We start from the raw sequence: 20503 nt of genomic DNA on the forward strand, positions 1-20503 counted from the left end.
TACAGATATCCGTGCCCGATCACCGGCGGCTGGCGCCGGCGGTCAGGGCAGTGGCTGATCGGGGATTGTCGCATCCTGGGCCGGGGTGTCAACCGTGGCGGTGGCACGGGCCACCGGCGCGGGATCGCTGTCCCAATCCCAGATGCGATGGTGCACCCGCTCATAGTTGGCCACGGGATCATACAGCGTGCCGCCGTCGAGCCCGAGATCGCGCGCCTGCGCCTTGCCCATGGCCGAAAGCAGCGCAAAGCCGGCGACGTATTCGTTGCGCTTGGCGGTGACCAATTGCACCTGGGCGTTGAGGAGTTCCTGCTCGGCATCGAGGATGTTGAGGATGGTGCGGTTGCCCACGGTGTTTTCCGCGCGCACGCCTTCAAGGCTGAGCGCCGCCGCATCCACCGCCGTCTGGTTGAGGCCGATGACTTCCTTGGCTGCCAGCCAGGCCGACCAGGCCGAACGCACCGTGGCGATCACCGCACGCTCGGTGCCGATTTCCTGTTCCATCGTCGCGCCCTGGGTGGCCTGCGCCTGGCGCACGCGGGCCGCTGGCGCGCCGCCCTGGAACAGTGGGATCGATGCGGTCAGCCCCGCTACCATGTTGCGCGAGGCATTGGGCACGCCGGGCTGATAGCTGCTGAGATAGTTGGTGTTATTGGTCGATGCGTTGGCCGCAATGGTGGGCAGGCGGCTGGCGCCGGCCACCTTCACGTCAAACCCGGCGGCCTTGCTCGCTTCGCGCGCGGCCAGCAGGTCGGGGTTGTTGTCCAGCGCATAGTCGACCGCATCCTCGACGCCACCTGGCATGCCGGCCAGCGCCGGCGGCGCTTCCAGCGTGCCCGGTGCATGGCCGATGATCCGCACATAGGTTTCGCGGCTGGCCACCAGATTGGCTTCGGCCGAACGCAGGCTGGCGCGGGCCAGGGCCAGGCGCGAGCGCGACTGCGCCACGTCGGTACGGGTCACGTCGCCGATCTCGAAGCGGTCGCTGGTCGCCTGAAGGTTGACCTCAAGAACCTGCACGTTGTTCTTTTGCAGGCCGACGATCGCGGCATCGCGGATCACGTCCATATAGGCCGTGACAGTGCTGGTGAACACGCTCGATTCGGTGCCGCGCAGCGAAGCGCGCCCAGCCTCGACTCGCGTTTTGGCGGCGCGAATGCCGTTCTTCACCGCGCCGCCGTTGTACAGCGGCACCCCGGCATTGGCGCCCAGGTTGAGCACGCGGTCGGGATAGCTGGTGGAAAAGTAGGAGCCGCCCTTGTCGACGTATTCGCTGTAGCTGGCGCTGCCTGAAAGCGAGGGCAGGGCCGCCGCCCGTGCGATTGGCACGTTTTCGTCGGTCGCGCGCAGCGAATCGCGCGCGGCCTGCAGATCGGGGTTGGTCTGGTAGGCGGCGGTCAGCGCGCTGCGCAGGTCATCCGCCTGGGCCGGGGCGCTGCTCGTGGCGATCGCGGCGACCAGCAAGGGGCCTGCCGCCACCGCCGCGCGCCACCGGCTCAGTCGCGACATGGGGTTCAGAAGCTCCAGCCCTTGGGGGCGGCAAATTCGGGCAGCACGGCAAAGTCTGCCTCGCCCAGGGCGCCCAGCGCCACCTGGCCAGCAGCCTTGCGGCCCAGGGCGAGGCGCGCCACGCGGCGCTCGATTAGGCCGGTAACCAGGCGGCCATCGTCGGCCACGGCGGCTTCCAGGGCAGGGGTCACCACTTCGATCGCGCCATCGACCAGAACCAGCGCGAACTGGCCCAGCGCGGCAAGATCGTCGGCCGGGCTGGCCAGCGTCACTACCAGGCCCAGCTCGCGCAGCAGCGCGGCAAGATAGGTGCCGGGCTTGCCCACCACCAGCGCGCGTTCGCCCGCCACCGGTGCGGCGGCGATCAGCATCTGCCCATGGGTGAGGGCAGGAGCCAGCACTGCGCCATCGCCCAGCGGCACGGCGCGGTCCATATAGGCCAGGGCGCGGCGGTCTGCCGGCACGAAATCCTCGCGCGCAACGGCGGCAAAGGCGGCCAGCACGGCCGGATCGTTTACCCCGCTCACGCGCAGCTGGCTTTCGATCATGGCCTTGCGTTCGCGCACCATTCCCGTCTCGGCTGCCTCAGCTACTGCCACGCTCATCGGTATTCCTCATCAGGTTCGGGATGCGTGGGCCGCTTTCGCAGTCGCACACGCCTTTGATCGCCAGCGTCTCTAGAATATTGCCCGCGCTGCGCCAAGCGTCTTGCATGCTGTCTGTCGGCGCGTAAGGGGCATTGGCAGAATGCTGTAGCAGGAGCGAAATTGCGATGGCGGAAATGGTGACGATCCGGGAAGCGGATCTGGTCGAAAGCGTGGCCGATGCGCTGCAATACATCAGCTACTTCCACCCGATGGATTACATCCGCGCGCTGGGCGATGCCTATGAGGCCGAACAGGGCCCCGCCGCCAAGGATGCCATCGCCCAGATCCTGACCAACAGCCGCATGTGCGCCGAAGGCCACCGGCCGATCTGCCAGGATACCGGCATCGTCAACGTATTCATCGAATGGGGCCAGGATTGCCGCCTGGAATCCGACAAGTCCTTGCAGGACGTGGTCGATGAAGGCGTGCGCGGCGCCTACCTGAACGCCGACAACAAGCTGCGCGCCTCGGTCCTGGCTGACCCCGCCTTTACCCGCCGCAACACGCGCGACAACACGCCCTGCGTGCTCCACGTGGAAATGGTCAAGGGCAGCAAGGTGACCGTCGATGTCGCCGCCAAGGGCGGCGGCAGCGAGAACAAGTCCAAGTTCAAGATGATGAATCCCAGCGATTCGATCGTCGACTGGGTGCTCGAAATGCTGCCCCAGATGGGCGCCGGCTGGTGCCCGCCGGGCATGCTCGGCATCGGCATCGGCGGCACCGCCGAACACTGCGTGCTCTTGGCCAAGAAAGCGCTGATGGAGCCGATCGACATGGCCCAGCTCAAGCTGCGCGGGCCCCAGACCGATATCGAGCGCCTGCGCATCGAAATTTTCGACAAGGTCAACGCGCTGGGCATCGGCGCGCAGGGGCTGGGCGGGCTTTCCACCATCCTTGACGTCAAGATCATGGATGCGCCGTGCCATGCCGCCGGCAAGCCGGTGGCGATGATCCCCAACTGCGCCGCCACCCGCCACGCCCACTTCACGCTCGATGGCAGCGGGCCAAGCTATCTCGAACGGCCCACGCTGGATGAATGGCCGCAGGTGCACTGGGCACCCGATGCCGCGGCCAAGCGCGTCAACCTCGATACGCTGACGGCAGAAGAAGTGCAGGGCTGGAAGCAGGGCGATCGCCTGCTGCTCAACGGCAAGATGCTGACCGGCCGCGACGCCGCGCACAAGCGCATCCAGGACATGCTGGCCAAGGGCGAGCCGCTGCCGGTCGATTTCAAGGGGCGCGTGATCTATTACGTCGGCCCGGTCGATCCGGTGCGCGAGGAAGTGGTTGGCCCGGCTGGCCCCACCACCGCCACGCGCATGGACAAGTTCATGGACATGATGCTGGACCAGGGCCTGCTGTCTTGCGTCGGCAAGGCCGAGCGCGGCCCGGCGGCCACCCAGTCGATCGCCGAGCACAAGTCGGCCTATCTCATGGCGGTGGGCGGCGCGGCCTATCTCGTTGCCCGCGCGATCAAGGAAGCCAAGGTCGTCGGCTTTGAAGACCTGGGCATGGAGGCGATCTACGAATTCACCGTGGAAGACATGCCGGTGACCGTGGCCGTCGATAGCGAAGGCCAGAACGTGCACCAGCTCGCCCCGCTGGTGTGGAAGAAGAAGATCGCCGACGAGGGCCTGCTGCCGGCCTGAACGTTGGCCTAGCGTTAGGTCTCGCACCACCCCCAACCCCCTCCTCTGAAGAGGAGAGGGCTTTTATTTCAGTAACTTAACCACCCCATCCTCTTTAGAGGAGGGGGTCGGGGGGTGGTGGAAACCGGGCGAAACATCTTTGTCGATTAACCACACATTTGGCTCGACCGCCGCACTGGCGCGTCGCCGGTGCCTAGCCTAGCAAGGGGCATGGCCTCTCACGCGCGGACTGATCCGCCTTCATCATTCGACGATACCCCGCCCGGCATGGGCCACGTCACCGCACGGCAGGTGGTCCTGTCGGCGGCGGCGCTGTGGCTGTGCTATTTCGTGCTGGTCTCGATCCGCTGGGCCCTGGTCGGGCCACCCGATACCGATCTGTCGATCTGGATCGAGCTGCTGTGGCGCCGCGCGCTGGTGACCATGGCCGGGATTGCCGTGACCGTGCTGGCCTGGCCGCTGCTGCGCCGCTGGGATCATCGCCGGCTGGGCTGGCGCGTGGCGCTGGCGCTGGTGATCATGTTGCCGGCAGCCCTGTTGCTGGCGCTGATCAACCAGCAGGCGTTTGCCCCGGTCGAGGCCCGCTGGGACCAGGAGGCGCAAAAGCAGGATGCCGGCCAGGATGCCGCCACGCGCAAGGAAGCCTCGCAGCGCAATACCGGCGGCAACATGCTGATCGATATTGCCCCACCCGCGCCGTCAGCGCCGGCGATCCCGCCCGAGCCACCCGAACCGCCCGCGCCGCCTGCTGCCGGCGATGTGCCGCCAGAGCCCCCTGCACCGCGAGCACCCAAGGCGGCACCGAAACGCGATAACGTCAGCGTGCGCCATCATGCCGATGGCACCACCGAAATCACCGCGCCAGGCGTGCATATCATCACGCGTGAACCAGCCACGCCGGCCACCACGGCGCAGGAGATCAACCAGGACATCAACAAGGACGAGGGCTGGCAGGAACTGACCGATATCGCGCTGGGCCGCTATTTTCTGCTGATCGCCTGGGCAGCGCTCTATCTGGCGCTGGGCAATGCCGAACAGCGCCGCGCCGCCGAATGGCGCGAAGGCGAATATCGCCGCGCGGCCAAGGCGGCGGAACTGCGCTCCTTGCGCTATCAGGTCAATCCGCACTTCCTGTTCAACACCTTGAATTCGCTCTCGGCGCTGGTCATGGTCGGCCGCACCGAAGAAGCCGAGCGGATGATCCAGACGATTTCCAGCTTCTATCGCCACAGCCTGGCCGGCGATCCCACCGCCGATGTCACCCTGGCCGACGAGATCGCGCTGCAGCGGCACTACCTGGCGATCGAAGGCGTGCGCTTTCCCGATCGGCTGCGCGTGGAATTCGATGTGCCCGAGGATGTGAGCGAGGCCTGCGTGCCGGGCATGATCCTGCAACCGCTGGTGGAAAATTCGATCAAGTATGCCGTGTCGGCCACCACCCGGCCGGTGACGATCAGCATCCGCGCGCGCATTTCGGCCGGGCTGCTGGTGCTGACCGTGGCCGATGATGGCCCTGGCGCCGATCATGCCAGCCTGCCCACGGGCGGCACCGGCATTGGCCTTGCCAACGTGCGCAGCCGCCTGGCCGCGCGCTTTGGCGCCCAGGCGCGGGTGGAAAGCGCGCCTTTGCCGGCCGGCGGCTATGCCACCGTGCTGACTCTGCCCATCGTATCCAACCTTGCTTGAGGCCCCCATGCGCACCCTGATCGTGGACGACGAACCCCTGGCCATCGAACGCATGCAGATCCTGTGTGCGCGCATTCCCGCGTTGCAGATCGTGGGCACCGCCGCCGATGGGGCGGCCGCCCTGCGGCTGGTAGAGGCGCTTTCGCCGGCGCTCGTGCTGCTCGACATGACGATGCCCGAACTCGACGGCCTGAGCGTGGCGCGCGCCCTCGTGCGGCAGAATCCCAAGCCGATGGTGATCTTCGTGACTGCGCACGATCACTTCGCGGTCGAGGCGTTCGATTGCGAGGCGGTCGACTATGTGCTCAAGCCCGTGGCGCAAGAGCGGCTGGAACGCGCGGTGGAGCGTGCCCTGTCGCGCCAGGCTGCCTTGGCCGATCCGGCCCTTGCCCCGGCGCCCACCGTGCCTGCGGCTGCCCCTGCTCATGACGATGCCACGGCCTCGGCCGCGCAGTGGATCGAGGAATTCTGGGTGCCCCACCGCAGCGAACTGGTGCGCGTGGCCGCCGGCGATATCGATCGCATCGATGCCGAGCGCGACTATGTGCGGCTGCACGTGGGCCAGCGCAGCTATCTCATGCTGCACACCATCCAGCGGCTGGAAGACCGGCTCGACCCGGCGCACTTCATTCGCCTGCACCGCTCCACCATCGTACGGCGCAACCGCATCCTGGGGCTGCGTCACGATGGCCTGGGCGTGTGGTCGGCCGAACTGGCCGATGGCACCATGCTGCGCATCGGCCGGACCTATCTGGCCAAGGCCAAGGCCATGGCCGGACGGTAGGGGGTCAGGCCCGGGGCGCTGTCCGGCGATAGCTGAGCGCCTCGGCCACATGCACCCGGCCAACGCCTTCGGCACCGGCCAGATCGGCAATGGTGCGCGCCACGCGCAGGATGCGGGTATAGCCGCGCGCGGAAAGGCGCATCGCCTCGGCCGCCTTGAACAGCAGCTGGCGCCCGGCCTCGTCCGGCGTGGCAAAGCGGTCGAGCAGGTCGCCGTCCAGCTCGGCATTGTTGCGCCGGCCGCTGCCTTCCAGCCGCGCGGTCTGGCGTGCCCGCGCGGCGCCCACCCGCGCAGCCACTTGCGCCGATCCTTCGGCCGGTGGCGGCAGGGCCAGATCCGCCGCCGATACCGGATCGACTTCTACATGCAGGTCGATGCGGTCGAGCAGCGGACCGGATACCTTTGACTGGTAATCGGCGGCGCATTTGGGCGCGCGGCTGCAGCCCAGCGCCGGATCACCCAAGTGGCCGCAGCGGCAGGGGTTCATTGCCGCGATCAACTGCACCCGCGCCGGGAACGTCACGTGGGCATTGGCGCGCGCCACTGTCACTTCCCCGGTTTCCAGCGGCTGGCGCAGCGAATCGAGCACCGCGCGCTGGAACTCGGGCAGTTCGTCCAGGAACAGCACGCCCAAGTGCGCCAGGCTGACCTCGCCCGGCCGCACGCGCAAGCCGCCACCGGTCAGCGCCGCCATCGAGGCGGAATGATGGGGACTGCGAAACGGCCGTGCGCGGCTGATCCGCCCCTCTTCCAGGGTGCCGGCCACCGAGGCGACCAGCGAGGTTTCGAGTGCCTCGCTAGGCGTGAGTTCGGGCAGGATGCCGGGCAGGCACGAGGCCATCAACGATTTGCCAGCGCCGGGCGGGCCGATCAGCAGCAGGTTGTGCCCACCGGCAGCGGCGATTTCCAGGGCGCGCTTGGCGGTTTCCTGGCCCTTCACCTGCTTGAGATCGGCCAGCCGCACCGGCGGCAGCGCCTCGCCCACCTCGGGTGGGGCCAGGCGTTGCGTGCCTTTCAGGTGGTTGAGCAGCGCGATCAGATCGGGCGCGGCAATCACGTCGATGCCGCTGGCCCAGCGCGCCTCGGTGCCTTGCGCGGCGGGGCAGATCAGGCCCTTTTCGGCGCCGCTGGCATGTAGCGCGGCCAGGAGTACGCCAGGGCTGGGGATGATCCGCCCATCCAGCGCCAGTTCGCCCACTGCCACGTAATCGGCAATCGTCTCGCGATCGACCACGCCCATCGCTGCCAGCAGGGCCAGCGCGATCGGCAGGTCGTAATGCGATCCTTCCTTGGGCAGGTCGGCCGGCGACAGGTTGATGGTGATGCGCTTGGGCGGCAGGCTCAGGCCCAGCGCCGCCAGCGCGGAATGCACGCGTTCGCGGCTCTCGCCCACGGCCTTGTCGGGCAGGCCGACCACACGGAACGAGGGCAGCCCCGGCGCCACCTGGCACTGCACTTCCACCGCGCGGGCTTCCAGGCCGAGATAGGCCACGGTCGAGACAAGCGAAACCATGCCGGCACGGTGGCCGATGGCGGCGCGGGGTCACAAGGGGGCGGGTGGGGGGTGCTGCCAAATCGGTGGCAGTTGTTGGTGTCACATGCCCTCCCCCCGACCCCCTCCCGCAAGCGGGAGGGGGAGAAGCAGGATGATCCCCTCCTGCGTCCGGGAGGGGGAGAAGGGTTAGCTCCCCTCCCGCCTGCGGGAGGGGCTGGGGGAGGGCGTGTTGCGCGTTTAGTGCGCCGCGCCCCAGCTCCGCCCGGTGCCGATTTCCACGCCCAGCGGCACGGTCAATTGCACCGATGGCGCCGCCGCCCCCGCCATCACGGCGCGAATCACCTCGCTCGCGGCGGCCACGTCTTCCTCGGGCAGTTCGAACACCAGTTCGTCGTGCACCTGCAGCAGCATCTTCACGCGCGGCAGCCCGGCTTCTGCCAGCGCGGGCAGCATGCGGGCCATGGCGCGCTTGATGATATCGGCGCTGGTGCCCTGGATCGGCGCATTGATCGCGGCACGCTCGCTGCCCTGGCGCTCGGCCTGGGTGCCCGAATTGATGCGCGGGAACCAGGTCTTGCGGCCAAACAGCGTTTCGGAAAAGCCGTTGGCGCGCACGCTTTCTAGGGTTTCGTGGATATAGCGCTGGATGCCGGGGAACCGCTCGAAATAGCGGTCGATCATCGCCTGGGCTTCGTCGGCCGTGGTGCCCAGCCGCGTGGCCAGGCCCCAGCGGCTGATGCCATAGAGGATGGCGAAGTTGATCGTCTTGGCACGGCCGCGAGTGTCGCGGTTCACCTCGCCGAACAGCTCGCGCGCGGTGCGGGCGTGGATGTCCTCGCCCTGCTCGAACGCTTCGCGCAACGGCGCAACGTCAGCGATATGCGCGGCCAGGCGCAGCTCGATCTGCGAATAGTCGGCGCTTAGCAGTACGTGGCCGGGTTCGGCCACGAAGGCCTCGCGAATCTCGCGCCCGATCTCGGTGCGGATCGGAATGTTCTGCAGGTTGGGATCGTTGGACGAAAGCCGCCCGGTCTGCGCGCCGACCAGGCTATAGCTGGTGTGGACGCGGCCGGTATCGGGGTTGATCGCGGCCTGCAGGGCATCGGTGTAGGTGCTTTTGAGCTTGGATAGCTGGCGCCATTCCAGCACCAGCGTGGCCACTTCCGCGCCCTGGCCGGCCAGCGTTTCCAGCACCGACTGGTCGGTGGAATACTGCCCGCTCTTGCCCTTCTTGCCGCCCTTGTAGCCCAGCTTGTCGAACAACACGTCGCCCAGCTGCTTGGGGCTGCCGATGGTGAACGGGCCGCCGGCCTTTTCATGGATCACGCCTTCCAGCCGCGCGATCTCGGCGGCAAAGCGGGTGGACAGGTTGGCCAGCTGCTCGCGATCGACGCGAATGCCGTGGCGCTCCATCTGCGCCACCACCGGCACCAGCGGACGATCGACCCGCTGATAGATTCGCGTGCCGCACTCGTCGGCCAGGCGCGGGGCAAACAGCTGGTGCAGCCGCCAGGTCACGTCGGCATCCTCGGCGGCATAGCGCGTGGCGTCGGGCAGCGGCACTTCGGCAAACGAGATCTGCTTCTTGCCGCTGCCGCACACGTCCTTGAACAGCATGGTGGTGTGCTGGAGATGGCGCCCGGCCAGTTCATCCATGCCATGGCCGGCCAAGCCGGTTTCGCTGCGCCCGGCATCGAGGCAGAAGCTCATCACCATGGTATCGTCGATCGGCGCCACGGCAATGCCGTGCCGGGCCAGCACGGTCAGGTCATACTTGATGTTCTGGCCCACCTTGATCACCGCCGCGCTTTCGAGCAGCGGCTTGAGCGCGGCCAGCGCCGCCTCGCGCGGGATCTGCCTGGGCACCTCGCTGAACATGTCGGTGCCGCGATGGCCCAGCGGGATATAGCAGGCCTGGCCCGCGCCCACCGCCAGGCTTACGCCGACCAGATCGGCGCGCATCGAATCGAGCGCAGAGGTTTCGGTATCGATCGCCGCCAGCCGCGCGGCAAAGGCGCGGTCGATCCATTCCTGCAAAGCTTCCAGCGTCTGCACGCAAGGATAGGCGTCGCGGTCGATCGCCGGCCAGGTCGGCAGCGGCTGGCGCGTCGATTCGGCCGGGGCGGGCGTGGCAGCCGTGCCCGCTGCCGGCGAATCGCCCGCCGCCGCGGCCGCAACGGCAGGCGCGGGGGTGCCCAGCTTGCGCAGCAGGCTGGTGAAACCATGGGTGGTCAGGAAGGCTGCCAGCGGATCGGGCGGGATGGGGCCCAAGGCAAAGTCTTCCAGCGGCACGGGCAGCGGGCAGTCTTCCTTGAGCGCCACCAGCTGGCGCGACAGGCGCGCCATGTCGGCCTGCTCGATCAGGCTGTCGCGCAGCTTGCCCGCCTTCATCGTCGGCGCGGCGGCGAGCGCGCCTTCCAGGCCGCCGTGTTCCACGATCAGCTTGGTCGCGGTCTTGGGGCCGATGCCGCGAATGCCGGGTACGTTGTCCACCGCATCGCCCATCAGCGCCAGCACATCGCCCACCAGTTCGGGCGGAACGCCAAACTTTTCCACCACTTCGGGAATGCCGATGCGCTGGTTCTTCATCGTGTCGAGCATGTCGACGCAGCCCGTGCCGCCCTGGGCGCATTTGCCCACCAGCTGCATCAGGTCCTTGTCGGACGACACGATCGTCACGTCCCAGCCCTGGGCCGTGGCGGCGCGGGCATAGCTGGCGATCAGGTCGTCCGCCTCCAGGCCTTCTTCCTCGATGCAGGCCAGGCTGAACGCGCGCGTCGCATCGCGGATCAGCGGGAACTGCGGCTTGAGGTCTTCAGGCGGCGGCGGCCGGTTGGCCTTGTACTGATCGTACAGGGCGTTGCGGAACGTGATCGAGCTTTTGTCGAGGATCACCGCCAGGTGGGTGGGGCCATCGGCCTTGTGCAGGTCTTCGGCCAGGCGCCACAGCATGGTGGTATAGCCATAGACCGCGCCCACCGGCACGCCTTGCGGGTTGGTCAGCGGCGGTAGGCGGTGATAGGCCCGAAAAATATAGGCCGAGCCATCGACGAGATAGAGGTGGTTGCGGGAATCCATGGCCAGTGTCCTAGGCGGGGTGGACAAATTCCACAACGCCGGGCGTGGGGCCGGGCGTTGCCCGGCATGGCCGATCACGCGCGGGTCAGGCAAATCCGCCCATGCAGGCAGTATGTTGGATCATATTCGCACAGGTCTGGTGCTGAATCTGGAACAGGCCGCGCCGTTTGCGGTTGCACCCTTATGAATGTGTGCAGTTGCGTAAGGGAATGACGCGGATTTAACGGCTCATCGCTTTGACAGGGCGCTTTGGCGCAGCAGCGCTCGCGCAAAAAACCCTTGCCGCTAAGGGCGATAGCGACGGCCCGTCGCAATGCTGTCGTCTTGTGCTTGCAAGCCGATGAATTGCCGATTAATTGGGACGTCGAAGTCTACCGTGGGAGTAGGCTTTGCGGCGGGCTTTGCCCGGCGCGGTTCACTTCAATCCAGGGATTGTAACGCATGCGCAAGCTCATCCTCGCCGCCGTCGCCGGCACCGCCTTCGCCCTCGCCGGCTGCTCGGAAAAGCCGGCTGACACCGCCACTGAAGCTGCCAGCGAAGCTGCTGACGCTTCGGCCGACGCTTCGGCTGCTGCTGCTGACGCCAGCGCTTCGGCTTCGGAAGCCGCCGCTGACGCGAGCGCTGCCGCGAAGATGTAATCCCCGCCCGCAAGGGCAGGTTACAGATAGAAAAGGGCGTGACCTTCGTGGTCGCGCCCTTTTTCGCGTGTGCGGCGCGAATCGCGATAAAACGGCTTGTGCGGCGCAGCGATGTCAGTGGCGTCCATCACCACCCCCGCTCCCCTCGGAAGAGGAGGAGCAGAACGCAAAAAGCCCCCTCTTCTTTAGAGGAGGGGGTTTGGGGGTGGTGCTGGGCCTTGCGCTAACGGGCTTCGACAAGCTCAGCCCGAACGGCGCTCGTCCTGGACTATCAACGGTCCCGTCCGCCCTGACCCTGTCGAAGGGCGCTAGCGTAACGCGGCGTTACCGCCGGCGCGAAACTTCGCCCGTCAGGTTAGGTCCGTCCGACGGCTGGAGGAATCCGGTATAGAGCGCACTGGCAATGCGCGCGATCATCCCGGCCTGGGCCGTGTGGTTTTCCGGCCCGGCCACGAAGATCGCCATGGCCAGGTGGCGGCCATCGGGCATGCGCACGATGCCCACGTCATCGGTCACCCCGGCCAGCGTGCCGGTCTTGTGGGCCAGCAGCACGCCCTCGGGCAAGCCGGCGCGGATGCGGTTGCGGCCGGTGCTGGTGCGGGTCATCGTATCGAGCAGCACGGCGCGGGCCTGCGGGCCGAGCGCACCGCCACGGTCGATCGCCGAAAGCAGCGCGATCATCGCCCGCGGCGTGCTCGACGTGCCGGTGTCGATGGCACGGGCCGGGTTGATTCGCCCATCGTCACGCACCAGCGTGGCCATGGTGTGATCGAGGTGCTGGCCGGAAATGCCGGTCTGCGTCAGGAAGCGGTTGACCGCGCCGATGCCACCCACCGCGGCGATCAGGCCATCGGTGGCGTGGTTGTCGCTGCGCGTGATGGATTTTTCGATCAGGGTCTGTGCGGTATAGACCGGGCCGGGGCGAACCATCGCCACGAGATTGCGGCGTCCGGCCGCCTCGGGCACCGGCATCATCATCGGCAGGGGCTGGTCCAGCCGGAACCGGCCCTGCTCCACCATCTGCAGGAACGTGGCGGACACGGCCACTTTGGCCGTGCTCGCCATGGGAAAGGGCATGTCGCCGTTGATCAGCACTTGCCCGCCGCCGTCCAGGTCCATCGCGGCAACGCCCACGCGGCCGCGCGCGGCAGCAGCAATGGAGGCGACGCGTTGCTGAATGGCAAGGTCACGCGCGCTTTGCACCGCGGCCGGCGGGCGGCTTTGCACCGCAGGCGATGTGGCCGCCAGGGCCGGAAAGGCTGCCAGTGCAGCAGCCAGGATGCGCAATTTACGCTTTGATGGAAGCCCGACCATTATGAGGGATTAACCCAACCCGCCTTATTATTTCGTTGCGCCACGATAAGCCATTGTGACTCTGGCGCAAAGGCGGGTGGTTCCCTGATTCGACGCCGCCCGGCGCATGCGCGCTGCGTTTCGTCGCAACTGTAAAACCGGTGGCCGGTTGAAAGGGCGGCGGCGGGCAAATTGCGCGGCCCGCCAAGGGCATCAATCGTCCATGTCGTGCATCATCTGGTCGGGCGCCAGATCGCTGAATCGGGTGATCCGCGCCTCGAAACGCAGGCGCACCTTGCCGGTGGAGCCATGGCGCTGCTTGGCCACGATCAGCTCGGCCAGGCCGAACACGCGCTCCATCTCTGCCATCCACGCGGCATGGGCTTCGTGGGTCTTGGCGTCATCGCTTTCGACCGGGCGCTTGGGCTCGCGCGAGGCAACGTAATAGTCTTCGCGGAACACGAACCAGACCATGTCGGCGTCCTGCTCGATCGAGCCCGATTCGCGCAGGTCCGACAGCATCGGCCGCTTGTCGTCACGCTGTTCCACCGCACGCGACAGCTGCGACAGCGCGATCACCGGAACCGCCAGTTCCTTGGCCAGAGTCTTGAGCCCGCGCGAGATTTCCGAGATTTCGTTGACGCGGTTGTCGGATTTGCCCGAGCCGGACAGCAACTGAAGATAGTCCACCACGATCAGGCCGATATCGTGCCGGCGCTTAAGCCGGCGGGCGCGGGTGCGCAAGGCGCCGATCGAAAGGCCGGGGGTATCGTCGATGAACAGCGGCAGTTCAGCCAGGCGCTGGCTGGCGAACGAAAGCTGCTGGAAATCCTCGCGGCTGATCCGGCCCATGCGCAGCGATTCGGAACTGATGCCCGATTGTTCGGCCAGAATACGCGTGGCGAGCTGGTCCGCGCTCATTTCCAGACTGAAGAAAGCGACCGCCGCACCGACCGAATCCTTGGCCGGTATGCCGCGCGCCATGTCATCGCGCAGCCGGTCGGCGCAGTTGAACGCGATATTGGTGACCAGCGAGGTCTTGCCCATGCCGGGGCGGCCGGCCAGGATGATAAGGTCGGAATCGTGCAGGCCGCCGATCTTTTCGTTGACCGAGGTAAGGCCGGTGGTCGTGCCCGAGATGTGGCCGCCCGACAGCAGCGCCTTCTCGATCATTTCCAGGCTGGCGCGGGTGGCCTGGCCAAAGGTCTGCGCCTCGTTGCCGGTCTGCGCGCCTTCGGCCACGGAAAACAGCGCGGCTTCGGCCTGCTCCACCTGCTTCAACGGCTCGACCGTCTCGCTGGTGTCCATCGCGCCTTCGACCAGGTTGCGGCCCACGCTGATCAATTCGCGCAGCAGCGCCAGGTCATAGATCTGTTGCGCCAGCTCGCGCGGTGCCAGCAGGCCCTGGCCATCGGCGGTGAGGCGGGCAAGGTAGGCGGTGCCGCCCAGTTCCTTGAGTTCCTCGTCGCTTTCGAAATAGGGCTTGAGCGTGACCGGGGTGACCACGGCCTTGCGATCGATCAGCGCCAGGATCCGCTCGAACACGCGCCCGTGCACCGGGGCAAAGAAGTGATCGGGCCGCAGCGGCACGGTCATTTCTTCCATGATGCGGTTGTCGATCAGCACGGCGCCCAGAAAGGCGGCCTCTGCCTCGACATTGGCGGGAAGCGCACGGACCTCACTGGCCGGACGCGCGAGAATGGCTTCGCTGGCGGACATGCCTGTCAAAATGAACCAGTCTCAAGGGTGTGGCAAGGCGGCGACGTGCGCGATCCGCGCAGGCGTTTTCCACAGGCTGTGGACGGTTTGGCCCCCTCTTCCACCAAGGTAGCATGCTCTGCGCCCGGCAAGGCGCTTGCTGCGCGGCCCGCCATGTTGCAACACTCGAGATCTTATGGCGGACCCGCGCATCTCGCATATCGAGCTGGACGAAACGACGATCGTCTGGCGCAACGCCGATGTGGAGCAGGAGCGCCGCGTGGCGATCTTCGACCTGATCGAGGAAAACACGTTCCGCCCCTTGCGCTCCTGCGCCGCCGGTCATGAAGGCCCCTATCGCCTGCGCCTCTCGGTGCTCGATGGCCGCCTCACGCTCGACATTGCCGACGAGAGCGGCAGCCTGCTGGAAAGCATCGTGCTGGGCCTGGGGCGGTTCCGCCGCCCGATCCGCGAATACTTCGCGATCTGCGACAGCTATTACCAGGCGATCCGCCGCGCCACCGCGCAAGAGATCGAAACGATCGACATGGCCCGGCGCGGGGTCCACAACGAAGCGGCCGAAATGCTGCTCGAACGGCTCGACGGCAAGGTGGAAACCGATTTCGCCACGGCGCGCCGCCTGTTCACCCTGATCTGCGTGCTGCATATCCGGGGGTAGGTACGCAGGGGCATGGCCCCCCTCCGACGGCCTGCGGCCGCCACCTCCCCCCGCGAGCGGAGGGAGGATCAAAAGCCCCATCCTCTTTAGAGGAGGGGGTTTGGGGGTGGTGGAAATCTGCGCGAGTCCGGACGCCGTCAATTTTGACGTCATCCTGCCCATGCCCTATGGGCCGCGCTTTCACACCAGGGCTTGGGCGAATCTCTTTCATGGCAAAGCGCAGGAATTCGGCGTTGCGGCGCGCGCTGGCGGCATTGCTGCTGGCCGTGCTGGTGGGCGCGGGCCTGCTGTGGTGGCAATCGCGTGTGTGGCGGCCTGATCGGCAGCATTTTCCGGTGCAGGGCGCCTGGGCCGATGTGCATGATGCCCCGATCGATTGGCGCCTCCTCAAGGGCGATGGCGCCGATTTCGTCTATCTGACGGCCAGCGAAGGCCCGCAGCGGCGCGACGATGCCTTTACCGACAGCCTCGACCAGGCGCGCACCGCCGGGCTGCAGGTGGGCGCGGTGCATGTCTATGATCTGTGCGCGCCGGGCGATGCGCAGGCGGCCAATTTCGTCACCATGGTCCCGCGCGAGGATGCGCTGCTGCCCCCGGCGGTCGCGCTCGATATCAACCAGCGCAGCTGCCCCACCCCGCCAACCGAAGCCGCGCTGCAAAGCGAGTTGACGACGTTCCTCAACCAGGTGGAAATGCATGCTGGCAAGCCGGCGATCCTGATGCTCTCGCGCGGGATCGAAAGCCGCTATCACCTGGCCGCGGTGATCGATCGCAACATCTGGGTGCGCCAGGACTATATCGAGCCTGGCTATGCCGGCCGGCCTTTCGTGATGTGGACCGCCACCGATCGCTACCACGGCAAGGCCGCGCCTGGCCCGCTGCGCTGGGTGGTGGTGCAACCCTGATGGATTTGAAGATGATGCCTGATGACGCCACCCGCACCGCGCTGATCGCCGCTGCCCGCGCCGCGCGCGAAACCGCCTATGCGCCCTATTCGCATTTCACCGTGGGCGCTGCGCTGCTGTTCGGCGATGGCAGCGTGGTGACCGGCTGCAACGTCGAAAACGCCAGCTATGGCCTGTCGCTCTGCGCCGAGACCGTGGCCAGTGCCACGGCCACCGCCGCCGGTGGGCATGCCGGTCAGCGCGGCGGGCTGGTTGCCGTGGCCGTGGCCGGCGGGCCCGAGGGGGTGGATGGCGAGCCGATCACCCCATGCGGCCGCTGCCGCCAGGTGTTGTATGAACAGGCTGCGCTCGGCGGCACCGACCCGCTGGTGCTCAGTGCCGGGGGCGACGGGGTCGTGGTTGAAGAACGCCTGTCATTCCTGCTACCGCGCGCGTTCGGCCCGGCCTACCTGGGTTGAGCTTTTTTCTGGCTGCACACGCAAAGGACCGGCCTTGTCCATTCTTTCCGACAAGTGGATTCGCAACAAGGCGCTGACCGAGGGCATGATCGAGCCTTTCGTGGAAAATCAGCGCCGCGATGGCTGCATCAGCTATGGCCTGTCATCCTATGGCTATGACGCGCGCGTGGCCGATGAATTCAAGATCTTCACCAATGTCGATTCGGCCGTGGTCGATCCCAAGGATTTTGCCGCCAACTCGTTCGTCGATCGCAAGACCGATGTCTGCGTGATCCCGCCCAACTCGTTCGCGCTGGCGCGGACCGTCGAATATTTCCGCGTGCCGCGCGATGTGCTGGTGATCTGCCTCGGCAAGTCCACCTATGCCCGCTGTGGCATCATCGTGAATGTCACCCCGCTCGAACCCGGCTGGGAAGGACACGTGACGCTGGAGTTTTCCAACACCACGCCGCTGCCCGCGCGCATCTATGCCAACGAGGGGGCGTGCCAGTTCCTGTTCCTGCAGGGCAACGAGCCGTGCGAGGTCAGCTATGCCGATCGCGCCGGCAAATACATGGGCCAGCGCGGGGTAACTCTGCCGCGCCTGTAATGGCGCGGCAGTTCAGCGCGCCTCATGCCGTGGCATAGGCTTCCGCTTCGGCGGCGATGAGAATGTCGGCTAGCATCCAATAGGCTTCGCCCCAGGCGGCCAGCACGGCATCGGTCGCCACCTCGGCGCCCAGCACATCGCGAATCGCCGGCAGCAGCGCCTCTGCCACCAGCGGATAGTGTTCCGCCTTCACGCCGGTTTCCACGTGGCGCGCCACCATGCGCTGTACCGGACCGGTGAGCGCGCCGAGTTTGTCGATATTGCGCGCATAGGCCAGGATCGCGGCCGCCAGCCGGCGTGGCTGTTCGCCGCTGTCCTGCGCCGCACGATCAAACATCGCCGCCACTTCCGCGTTTTCGAACAAGCGCTTGTACATGGCGGTGGTGATGGCGAGCCCATGCTTTTCCAGCGCCGGGGCAGTAGCCTTGACCGTGGCGATGGCTTGGGCGGAAGCGGTTCGCATCGACGTTCTCCTAATGTGGTATTCAAAATACCGGTATTTGTTTTACTTGATTCGTGCAAGCGCTTTGCCGCAGGCTGGGCCGATGCAATTGACCCAGCACACCGACTATGGCCTGCGCCTGCTGATCGCCATGGCGCGGCGCCCGGATGCGCCGCTGGCACTGCCCGGCTTTGCCGCAGAACAGGGGCTGTCCTACCATCACGTCGCCAAGGTGGCGCAGGCGCTGGTCCACGAAGGCTTTGCCATCAGCGTGCGGGGCCGCAACGGCGGGCTGTGCCTGGCCCAGCCGCCGGCAGCGCTGCGCGTTGGCCAGGTCGTGCGCGCGCTGGAAAAGGGCCTGCGCCTGGTCGATTGCGCAAATTGCCGCATGAATGGGGATTGCGCGCTGAGCGGCGCCCTCGCCCGCGCACTGGAGGCATTCCTGGCGGTGCTGGACGAGGTCACGCTGGAACAGGCCGCGCGCCCCGGTGTGTCGGCCTTTGCCCCATGGCTGGTCAGCAGCGATTCGCGCCCGCAATCAGCCCTGCCGTTGGGGGGTGATGGTGTGCCCTGTTGAGCGGGCCAAGGAACCTAACCGGCCTTGCCACCATTGTTGCCCCGTAACCTCATCGGAGGACGGGGGTGGACACTGGCATGGAAAGGTACGCCCATGAACACCATCGCGGCCTTGGCAGGGCGAATCCTGCTGTCGCTTCTTTTCATTATATCTGGCATGGGAAAGCTGTTTGACGTCAGCGGCACGCAAGTGGCGCTCGCCGGTGTCGGCCTGACGCCCGATCTGGCGCTGCCCGTCGGGCTGTTCGAGCTGATCGGCGGGTTGGCGCTGATGTTTGGCGTGGCCACGCGGATCTTTGCCGTGCTGCTGGCCGGCTTTACCCTGCTGACCATACTGTTCTTCCACCACAACCTGCTCGATCATACGCAGGTGGTCGAAGCGCTCAAGAACCTGGCGATTGCCGGCGGCCTGCTGGCGCTGTTCGCCCACCGCCAGGTGGCGTGGAGCTATGACGGGCTGCGGAACCGTCGTGATCGCGAGAGCGCTGCACGTGACGCGGAAATGCGCGCGGCGCGGGCGGAAGGCCGGGCCGAGGCGCTGTCTGAAATGCCCGTGGCGGAAACGCCAGCCACGCGCGTGGAAACCATTACCGATGTCGATGGCCATCCCACCGGCACCGTGGCCGTGGCCCGCCGCAAGTGGTGGCAGGTCTGACCTGATCGCGCGGCATACCGGCCCGGCACGATGCCGCGGCCGGTAGAGCCCCGCGGCTCAGGGGCGCTGGCGCAGGGCCGCGACGCAGGCGGCGCGGTCCACCTCGCGCCCATCGCCCCGCCGCGCATCGACATAAGTGGCAATGGGCCGACCACCGCCCTGTGGCGGGTAGAGATAAGCGTCGAGGATGCACGCGGTTCCGCTCCATTGCAGTTTGCGCGCGTCTTCTTCCTTGATGTCCAGCCGGGGCTGGCCGAACTGGCGCACCAGGCCTTCTGCATCGCTGCCGATCACGCCCTGCAACCCCGGGGCGATCTGGATGGTGGGGGCAGGGCGCGGCTGCGGCGCGGGCAGATGCGTGGACGGCCGGCCGCCCGGCGTGCGGCCTGGCGCGGGCAAGCGCCCGGGACCCTTGCTGCTCGGCACGGCGCCGCTACACCCGGCCAACAGCGCCGCGCCGATGGCGGCGGCCATCCATGCCCGCCACGCAGGGCGGGCGGAAGCGTTCGCGAAAGGGCTGGGCAGGGCGGCGACCGGAACAGGGCGTAACATGGCGCGGTGATGGCGCGGCGCGGGCGCGGATGCAAGCCAACGCATGCAGCCTTGCGGCCGGCCGACGCTGCGGGTAGGCGGCAGGGTTATTGCCTTCCCCATTCGTTGCGAAAGAGACCATGGCCGACACTTCCGCCGCCCAACCCGCCGTAGCGCGCCGTTTTGACGTCATTGCCATCGGCAATGCCATCGTCGACGTCATGGCCCCTGCCACCGACGATGCGATTGCCGAACTGGGCCTGGCCAAGGGCGGGATGACGCTGGTCGACGCCGAACGCGCTGCCGCGCTCTATGCCGCGATGGGCCCGGCGCGCGAAATCTCTGGCGGTTCGGCTGCCAATACGCTGGCCGGCCTCGCCGCGCTCGGCGCGTCGTGCGCATTCATCGGCCAGGTTGCCGATGACCAGTTCGGCCGGGTCTTTGCCCACGATATCCGCGCTGGCAAGATTGCCTTCGATACGGCTGCACGCGCGGGTGATCCGCCCACGGCGCAGTGCCTGATTTTCGTGACGCCCGATGGCCAGCGCACGATGAACACGTTCCTGGGCGCCTCGCAGTTCCTGCCGGCGGCCGCGCTGGATGAAGGCGTCATCGCTGCATCGGGCGTGCTCTATCTCGAAGGCTATCTGTGGGACCCGGAAGAGCCCCGCGCCGCCATGCGCAAGGCGATTGCCGCCGCGCGCGCTGCGGGTACGCAGGTGGCCTTCACCCTGTCCGATGCCTTTGTTATCTCGCGCCATGGCGATGATTTCCGCGCCCTGATCGCCGATGGCATGATCGATATCCTGTTCGCCAACGAGCACGAACTGGCCGCGCTGACCGGGCATGACGACTTTCACGATGGCATGGCCGCGCTCAGCGGCAAGGTGCCCACGCTGGTCGTCACGCGCGGGGCGCAGGGCGCCCATGCCTGCCACGCCGGCGAGGAAGCCCATGTTTCGGCCCAGCCGATCGACAAGGTGGTCGATACCACAGGCGCTGGCGATCTGTTTGCCGCCGGGTTCCTCTATGGCCACGTGCGCGGGCTGCCGCTCGCTGAAAGCCTGCGCCTGGGCGCGGTCTGCGCAGCCGAGATCATCTCGCACTATGGCGCCCGCCCCGAAGCCGATCTCAAGGCGCTGACCGGGCTGGCCTGACCGTAAAATCTTTTACCCAAAGCCACGAAGCCA

General features: G+C 67.0%; 19 protein-coding genes. 11 read left to right on the forward strand and 8 right to left on the reverse strand.

From position 1 onward, the window contains the following. Nucleotides 1-42: 42 nt before the first annotated feature. A complete protein-coding gene (locus ABIC78_RS00855; protein WP_354487291.1) occupies nucleotides 43-1509 on the reverse strand; it encodes a TolC family outer membrane protein in 1467 nt (488 codons plus the stop codon). Between the two features lie 5 nt (nucleotides 1510-1514). Continuing rightward, entirely contained in the window at nucleotides 1515-2114 is a 600-nt protein-coding gene (locus ABIC78_RS00860) for a protein-L-isoaspartate O-methyltransferase family protein (RefSeq protein WP_062783328.1), read from the reverse strand. A gap of 167 nt (nucleotides 2115-2281) precedes the next feature. Between ABIC78_RS00860 and ABIC78_RS00865 the strand changes: the two genes are divergently transcribed. From ABIC78_RS00865 to ABIC78_RS00875, 3 genes are all read left to right on the forward strand, one after another. Beyond that, nucleotides 2282-3805, forward strand: a complete 1524-nt coding sequence (locus ABIC78_RS00865; RefSeq protein WP_354487294.1) for a fumarate hydratase — start codon at nucleotides 2282-2284, stop codon at nucleotides 3803-3805. 210 nt (nucleotides 3806-4015) lie between these two features. Further along, on the forward strand, nucleotides 4016-5491 hold the full coding sequence (locus ABIC78_RS00870; protein ID WP_354487296.1) for a sensor histidine kinase: 1476 nt from the start codon (nucleotides 4016-4018) through the stop codon (nucleotides 5489-5491). Between the two features lie 7 nt (nucleotides 5492-5498). Then, nucleotides 5499-6275, forward strand: coding sequence for a LytR/AlgR family response regulator transcription factor (locus ABIC78_RS00875; RefSeq protein ID WP_054131699.1), 777 nt, complete (start codon nucleotides 5499-5501; stop codon nucleotides 6273-6275). A 4-nt stretch (nucleotides 6276-6279) separates the two neighbouring features. Here the strand turns inward: ABIC78_RS00875 and ABIC78_RS00880 are convergent, their stop codons facing one another. Both ABIC78_RS00880 and polA read right to left on the reverse strand, forming a co-directional pair. After that, on the reverse strand, nucleotides 6280-7788 hold the full coding sequence (locus ABIC78_RS00880; protein WP_169041519.1) for a YifB family Mg chelatase-like AAA ATPase: 1509 nt from the start codon (nucleotides 7786-7788) through the stop codon (nucleotides 6280-6282). Nucleotides 7789-8007: 219 nt separating this feature from the next. Then, nucleotides 8008-10848 carry a DNA polymerase I gene (gene polA / locus ABIC78_RS00885; RefSeq protein ID WP_354487299.1) on the reverse strand — a complete coding sequence of 947 codons (2841 nt, stop codon included), beginning with the start codon at nucleotides 10846-10848 and terminating at the stop codon, nucleotides 8008-8010. 441 nt (nucleotides 10849-11289) lie between these two features. Between polA and ABIC78_RS00890 the strand changes: the two genes are divergently transcribed. Next, nucleotides 11290-11487 carry a hypothetical protein gene (locus ABIC78_RS00890; protein WP_022677666.1) on the forward strand — a complete coding sequence of 66 codons (198 nt, stop codon included), beginning with the start codon at nucleotides 11290-11292 and terminating at the stop codon, nucleotides 11485-11487. A gap of 324 nt (nucleotides 11488-11811) precedes the next feature. On the opposite strand, the gene ABIC78_RS00895 is transcribed toward ABIC78_RS00890, so the two are convergent. Next, nucleotides 11812-12774, reverse strand: a complete 963-nt coding sequence (locus ABIC78_RS00895) for a class A beta-lactamase (protein ID WP_022677664.1) — start codon at nucleotides 12772-12774, stop codon at nucleotides 11812-11814. 219 nt (nucleotides 12775-12993) lie between these two features. Then, nucleotides 12994-14499, reverse strand: coding sequence for a replicative DNA helicase (locus tag ABIC78_RS00900; RefSeq protein ID WP_054131702.1), 1506 nt, complete (start codon nucleotides 14497-14499; stop codon nucleotides 12994-12996). A gap of 175 nt (nucleotides 14500-14674) precedes the next feature. Between ABIC78_RS00900 and ABIC78_RS00905 the strand changes: the two genes are divergently transcribed. From ABIC78_RS00905 to dcd, 4 genes are all read left to right on the forward strand, one after another. Continuing rightward, nucleotides 14675-15157 carry a UPF0262 family protein gene (locus ABIC78_RS00905; RefSeq protein ID WP_022677662.1) on the forward strand — a complete coding sequence of 161 codons (483 nt, stop codon included), beginning with the start codon at nucleotides 14675-14677 and terminating at the stop codon, nucleotides 15155-15157. Between the two features lie 209 nt (nucleotides 15158-15366). Then, nucleotides 15367-16062, forward strand: a complete 696-nt coding sequence (locus ABIC78_RS00910) for a glycoside hydrolase family 25 protein (protein ID WP_054131703.1) — start codon at nucleotides 15367-15369, stop codon at nucleotides 16060-16062. An 11-nt stretch (nucleotides 16063-16073) separates the two neighbouring features. Then, a complete protein-coding gene (locus ABIC78_RS00915) occupies nucleotides 16074-16520 on the forward strand; it encodes a cytidine deaminase (RefSeq protein ID WP_054131852.1) in 447 nt (148 codons plus the stop codon). A gap of 34 nt (nucleotides 16521-16554) precedes the next feature. Further along, on the forward strand, nucleotides 16555-17109 hold the full coding sequence (dcd, locus tag ABIC78_RS00920; RefSeq protein WP_022677659.1) for a dCTP deaminase: 555 nt from the start codon (nucleotides 16555-16557) through the stop codon (nucleotides 17107-17109). Between the two features lie 22 nt (nucleotides 17110-17131). On the opposite strand, the gene ABIC78_RS00925 is transcribed toward dcd, so the two are convergent. Next, nucleotides 17132-17572: a globin domain-containing protein gene (locus ABIC78_RS00925; RefSeq protein WP_054131704.1), complete on the reverse strand. Its 441-nt coding sequence runs from the start codon at nucleotides 17570-17572 to the stop codon at nucleotides 17132-17134. Nucleotides 17573-17654: 82 nt separating this feature from the next. Between ABIC78_RS00925 and ABIC78_RS00930 the strand changes: the two genes are divergently transcribed. After that, entirely contained in the window at nucleotides 17655-18128 is a 474-nt protein-coding gene (locus tag ABIC78_RS00930; RefSeq protein WP_354487302.1) for an Rrf2 family transcriptional regulator, read from the forward strand. 93 nt (nucleotides 18129-18221) lie between these two features. Then, a complete protein-coding gene (locus tag ABIC78_RS00935) occupies nucleotides 18222-18782 on the forward strand; it encodes a DoxX family protein (protein WP_354487304.1) in 561 nt (186 codons plus the stop codon). A gap of 57 nt (nucleotides 18783-18839) precedes the next feature. Here ABIC78_RS00935 and ABIC78_RS00940 read toward each other — a convergent pair whose 3' ends face one another. Next, complete coding sequence (locus tag ABIC78_RS00940; RefSeq protein ID WP_062783348.1) at nucleotides 18840-19256, reverse strand: hypothetical protein; 417 nt, start codon at nucleotides 19254-19256, stop codon at nucleotides 18840-18842. A gap of 197 nt (nucleotides 19257-19453) precedes the next feature. Between ABIC78_RS00940 and ABIC78_RS00945 the strand changes: the two genes are divergently transcribed. Then, nucleotides 19454-20470: an adenosine kinase gene (locus tag ABIC78_RS00945; protein ID WP_022674531.1), complete on the forward strand. Its 1017-nt coding sequence runs from the start codon at nucleotides 19454-19456 to the stop codon at nucleotides 20468-20470. Nucleotides 20471-20503 lie beyond the last annotated feature (33 nt).

The organism is Novosphingobium sp. 1529, from assembly GCF_040544855.1.
Taxonomy (GTDB): domain Bacteria; phylum Pseudomonadota; class Alphaproteobacteria; order Sphingomonadales; family Sphingomonadaceae; genus Novosphingobium; species Novosphingobium capsulatum.

What these genes read in the sequence shown, in the direction of transcription:
- ABIC78_RS00930 (WP_354487302.1), top strand. Translation starts at nt 17,655, where the DNA reads ATGCAATTGACCCAGCACACCGACTATGGCCTGCGCCTGCTGATCGCC.
- ABIC78_RS00915 (WP_054131852.1), top strand. Translation starts at nt 16,074, where the DNA reads ATGATGCCTGATGACGCCACCCGCACCGCGCTGATCGCCGCTGCCCGC.
- ABIC78_RS00925 (WP_054131704.1), bottom strand. Translation starts at nt 17,572, where the DNA reads ATGCGAACCGCTTCCGCCCAAGCCATCGCCACGGTCAAGGCTACTGCC.
- ABIC78_RS00855 (WP_354487291.1), bottom strand. Translation starts at nt 1,509, where the DNA reads ATGTCGCGACTGAGCCGGTGGCGCGCGGCGGTGGCGGCAGGCCCCTTG.
- ABIC78_RS00935 (WP_354487304.1), top strand. Translation starts at nt 18,222, where the DNA reads ATGAACACCATCGCGGCCTTGGCAGGGCGAATCCTGCTGTCGCTTCTT.
- polA (WP_354487299.1), bottom strand. Translation starts at nt 10,848, where the DNA reads ATGGATTCCCGCAACCACCTCTATCTCGTCGATGGCTCGGCCTATATT.
- ABIC78_RS00860 (WP_062783328.1), bottom strand. Translation starts at nt 2,114, where the DNA reads ATGAGCGTGGCAGTAGCTGAGGCAGCCGAGACGGGAATGGTGCGCGAA.
- ABIC78_RS00890 (WP_022677666.1), top strand. Translation starts at nt 11,290, where the DNA reads ATGCGCAAGCTCATCCTCGCCGCCGTCGCCGGCACCGCCTTCGCCCTC.
- ABIC78_RS00905 (WP_022677662.1), top strand. Translation starts at nt 14,675, where the DNA reads ATGGCGGACCCGCGCATCTCGCATATCGAGCTGGACGAAACGACGATC.
- ABIC78_RS00900 (WP_054131702.1), bottom strand. Translation starts at nt 14,499, where the DNA reads ATGTCCGCCAGCGAAGCCATTCTCGCGCGTCCGGCCAGTGAGGTCCGT.
- ABIC78_RS00940 (WP_062783348.1), bottom strand. Translation starts at nt 19,256, where the DNA reads ATGGCCGCCGCCATCGGCGCGGCGCTGTTGGCCGGGTGTAGCGGCGCC.
- ABIC78_RS00870 (WP_354487296.1), top strand. Translation starts at nt 4,016, where the DNA reads ATGGCCTCTCACGCGCGGACTGATCCGCCTTCATCATTCGACGATACC.
- ABIC78_RS00910 (WP_054131703.1), top strand. Translation starts at nt 15,367, where the DNA reads ATGGCAAAGCGCAGGAATTCGGCGTTGCGGCGCGCGCTGGCGGCATTG.
- ABIC78_RS00880 (WP_169041519.1), bottom strand. Translation starts at nt 7,788, where the DNA reads ATGGTTTCGCTTGTCTCGACCGTGGCCTATCTCGGCCTGGAAGCCCGC.
- ABIC78_RS00865 (WP_354487294.1), top strand. Translation starts at nt 2,282, where the DNA reads ATGGCGGAAATGGTGACGATCCGGGAAGCGGATCTGGTCGAAAGCGTG.
- ABIC78_RS00875 (WP_054131699.1), top strand. Translation starts at nt 5,499, where the DNA reads ATGCGCACCCTGATCGTGGACGACGAACCCCTGGCCATCGAACGCATG.
- ABIC78_RS00945 (WP_022674531.1), top strand. Translation starts at nt 19,454, where the DNA reads ATGGCCGACACTTCCGCCGCCCAACCCGCCGTAGCGCGCCGTTTTGAC.